Origin of the sequence: Methylosinus sp. Sm6, from assembly GCF_019802345.1 — a bacterium.
Lineage (GTDB): Bacteria > Pseudomonadota > Alphaproteobacteria > Rhizobiales > Beijerinckiaceae > Methylosinus.
Genome location: NZ_JAINDZ010000095.1, coordinates 1 through 2,574 on the forward strand (window position 1 = coordinate 1; position 2,574 = coordinate 2,574).

The 2,574-nt window shown below is 64.0% G+C and carries 4 protein-coding genes and 1 pseudogene; all 5 read right to left on the reverse strand.

Annotated features, from left to right (window positions below; translation table 11 throughout):
• Positions 1 to 79: 79 nt before the first annotated feature.
• Positions 80 to 499 carry a transcriptional regulator gene (locus K3F48_RS23495; protein WP_222577863.1) on the reverse strand — a complete coding sequence of 140 codons (420 nt, stop codon included), beginning with the start codon at positions 497 to 499 and terminating at the stop codon, positions 80 to 82.
• Positions 496 to 1,122, reverse strand: a complete 627-nt coding sequence (locus K3F48_RS23500) for a hypothetical protein (protein WP_222577864.1) — start codon at positions 1,120 to 1,122, stop codon at positions 496 to 498. Before K3F48_RS23500 ends, K3F48_RS23495 begins: the two co-directional genes overlap by 4 nt.
• Positions 1,122 to 1,388: a hypothetical protein gene (locus K3F48_RS23505; RefSeq protein WP_222577865.1), complete on the reverse strand. Its 267-nt coding sequence runs from the start codon at positions 1,386 to 1,388 to the stop codon at positions 1,122 to 1,124. Before K3F48_RS23505 ends, K3F48_RS23500 begins: the two co-directional genes overlap by 1 nt.
• The gene (locus K3F48_RS23510; protein WP_222577866.1) at positions 1,385 to 2,170 is read right to left on the reverse strand and encodes an AAA family ATPase; all 786 of its coding nucleotides are present in this window, start codon (positions 2,168 to 2,170) and stop codon (positions 1,385 to 1,387) included. Before K3F48_RS23510 ends, K3F48_RS23505 begins: the two co-directional genes overlap by 4 nt.
• A 71-nt stretch (positions 2,171 to 2,241) precedes the next feature.
• A pseudogene (locus K3F48_RS23515) lies at positions 2,242 to 2,574 on the reverse strand (hypothetical protein); the annotation flags it as partial.

Consider the following 2,574-nt stretch of genomic DNA (forward strand, 5'->3'; position numbering starts at 1 on the left):
GAGCCGCATATCGCCGTTCTCGACGCCGTGCATCAGAGCGGCGAGCTCGCGCAGGTCATAGGCGAGGCCGCAGGCTGCTTCAGCCATGGACGCCTCCCTCGCTCTTGATCCGCGAATGCGGGCAATCGCCGGATCGGCAGGCGTGGAACAGCGCCGTGCGCGTCTGCGATGTCCCGATATGCTTTTTCTTCTGCTCTTCGAGACACTGGTCGCGTCCGATCTCGCCGAGCACAGGGCACTCGACCAGCGCGCCCATGAAGGCGCCGCGCACTTTGGCTTCGACGGCGGCGAGATCGCCACCATATTTGCCTCGGCACACGGCCGAGACGACAGCAACCGAATAGCCGATGCGTTTGGCGACCGCGGTCGCGCTGGCGCGGTTCGACTCGTTGGCGAGCGTCTCGACCCAATCGGGAAGGGCCTCGCCGAAGGCCTCTCTGGCATTGGCGAGGAAATCGGCCTTCGAAGGCGAATTGTTAACGTTAACGGCCGTGTTCATGAGCGCGGCTCCGTGACTACCGCTTCGCCGAGGACGCGGTTCTTGTTGGGATCGAAGACGAAATCCGCCTTGCAGAGCTTGGGCGCCAGCGGGCCGACATTGGCCGTCGGCTTCAGGCGGTAGAGCCCGCCGCGCGCGCCGCGCGGCCAGCCATTGGCTCGCTTGGGGGCTTCAAGCATTTCCAGCACGCCGGCCGAGACGAGCTTTTGGACATAGAGCTCGGCCGAGCGGCGCGCGATCGGCCGCTCCTCGGTCGAAGCGCAGGCGGTCAGCTCGGCGACGCCGAACTGAGGCAGCGTGCGCATGGCGGTCCAGAGCGCCTGACGCGCCGTCGCCGGCTTGCCTTTGTCCTCGGCGCGCTCGATCGGCGCGGTGCGGCTGTCACGCTTGATCTTGTAGATGTTGGCGATCGCGTAGCCGTCCTTTTTGCTGCCGACCTTGACGACATAGCCCTGCTTTTCGAGCCACCAGATGTAGCGTTTGACCGTGGTGTTCGAGACGCCCTCCGAGGAGAGCGCGATGTCCTGGACCGTGAAGCCGCGCGCGTTGCGGGCGCGCATCTCCTTCCAGTAATGCTCGGGGCCGCGGGGGAGAGCGACGGCGATGTGAGTGGGGATGCGCATTATTTTGCCCTCCCCTTGCGTGGCCGTCGCGTCATGACGTGATAATTGAGATCGGAGATGATCTTGTTGGATACCGCAAGCTGCAAGTCAGGCTCATAAAGCTCGACGAAACGAACGAGTGCGGCTGCAATATTTGCCTCGAGAGCGAGCCGAACTTCTTCCTTCGACGCGCCGTTCTCGATCTCCTCCTGGACGCGATTGATGATGGTCACGAAGGTGCTCTTGGCGAGCCGATCAGAAATCTGCTTTGTGCGGTTGCTGTTCACGCCGCTCTCCCGCCGTTCTTGGCTACGAGGAGACGGCCCGAGCGCGCACGCGGCGCCTCGCCCGTGTAGATCACGCCGCTATAGGTCTTCTTGTCGAGCGCCTTCACGCCGGCGTTGCGCGCCCATTCATTGGCGTCGTTGAGGCTGACGACGATGCGCCGCGCACGGCCGTCGCCCTTGATGCGGATGTCCTCGAGGAGATCGTCGTCGATCGCGACGCCTCGGAGGAAGATTTCCGCGAGCTTCTTGCAATCGTCGAGGTCGCAGGGATCGACGCCGAACCAATCGAGCACGCGGTTGTGGACGCGCTCATAGCGGGCGAGCTTTTGCGGCAGCATCTCTTCGCCGATCAGCAGCACGGGCGCCTGGCTGTGCTGCGCGAGCTCACGCACCAGCTCGATCATTCCCTTGTCGACGAGCTTGTCGGCTTCGTCGATGAAGAGCGGGCGCGTCGGCTCCTCGGCGAGCAGGCTGATCGCCTGCTCGACCAGCGCGGCCGTGTCGCCACGCGGCTCCGCGACGCCGCCTTCACGCAATATTGCGGCGACGAGCTTCTTGCGGCTCCAGGACTCGCCGACCTCGACGCGGATCGCGCGCGTGCGGATTTGCGCATAGATGCTGGCGTAGGACTTTCCATAGCCGGAAGGCCCGTGCATCACCCCCAGATTGGGCAGTGCAGGCTTGCGGCTCTGCAGCTTCAGGACCTGCGCGTAGAAACCCGACACATTCTTCAGCGCTGCGAATGTGGGGGATGGCTTGACGTTGCTCTGCTGCTCTGACATTTTTGTCTCGTTCCTATTTTTCACCTCTGATGAGGGGTCGTCGTTGGCGCGGCGACCCCTTTTCGTTTGGCTCAACGCAACGCAGCCTCTCCGAAATCCTCGTAGAGCACGCGCATGGCTCGATATTCGGGGCCGGCCTGATAGCCGCCGAGCCACATCGCATCCTCGGTCGAAATCCTCTCATTGTTGGCGATCTGGGCCTCGATCTGCAGAGCGCGGCGAAATCGCTGCTGCTTCGTCTCGGGAAGCCGCGCGACAGGAGCGGGCGCGACGCCGGACAAATCCCGCTCGATCTCCGCCAGCGTCTCGCGCTGCTGCTCGCTCTGTGGCGCCGGCGCGGGCGCTTCGATGGCCGCTTTCGCGGCTTCCAGAGCCGGAGTCGAATATCCTTCGGCAGGTTTAGG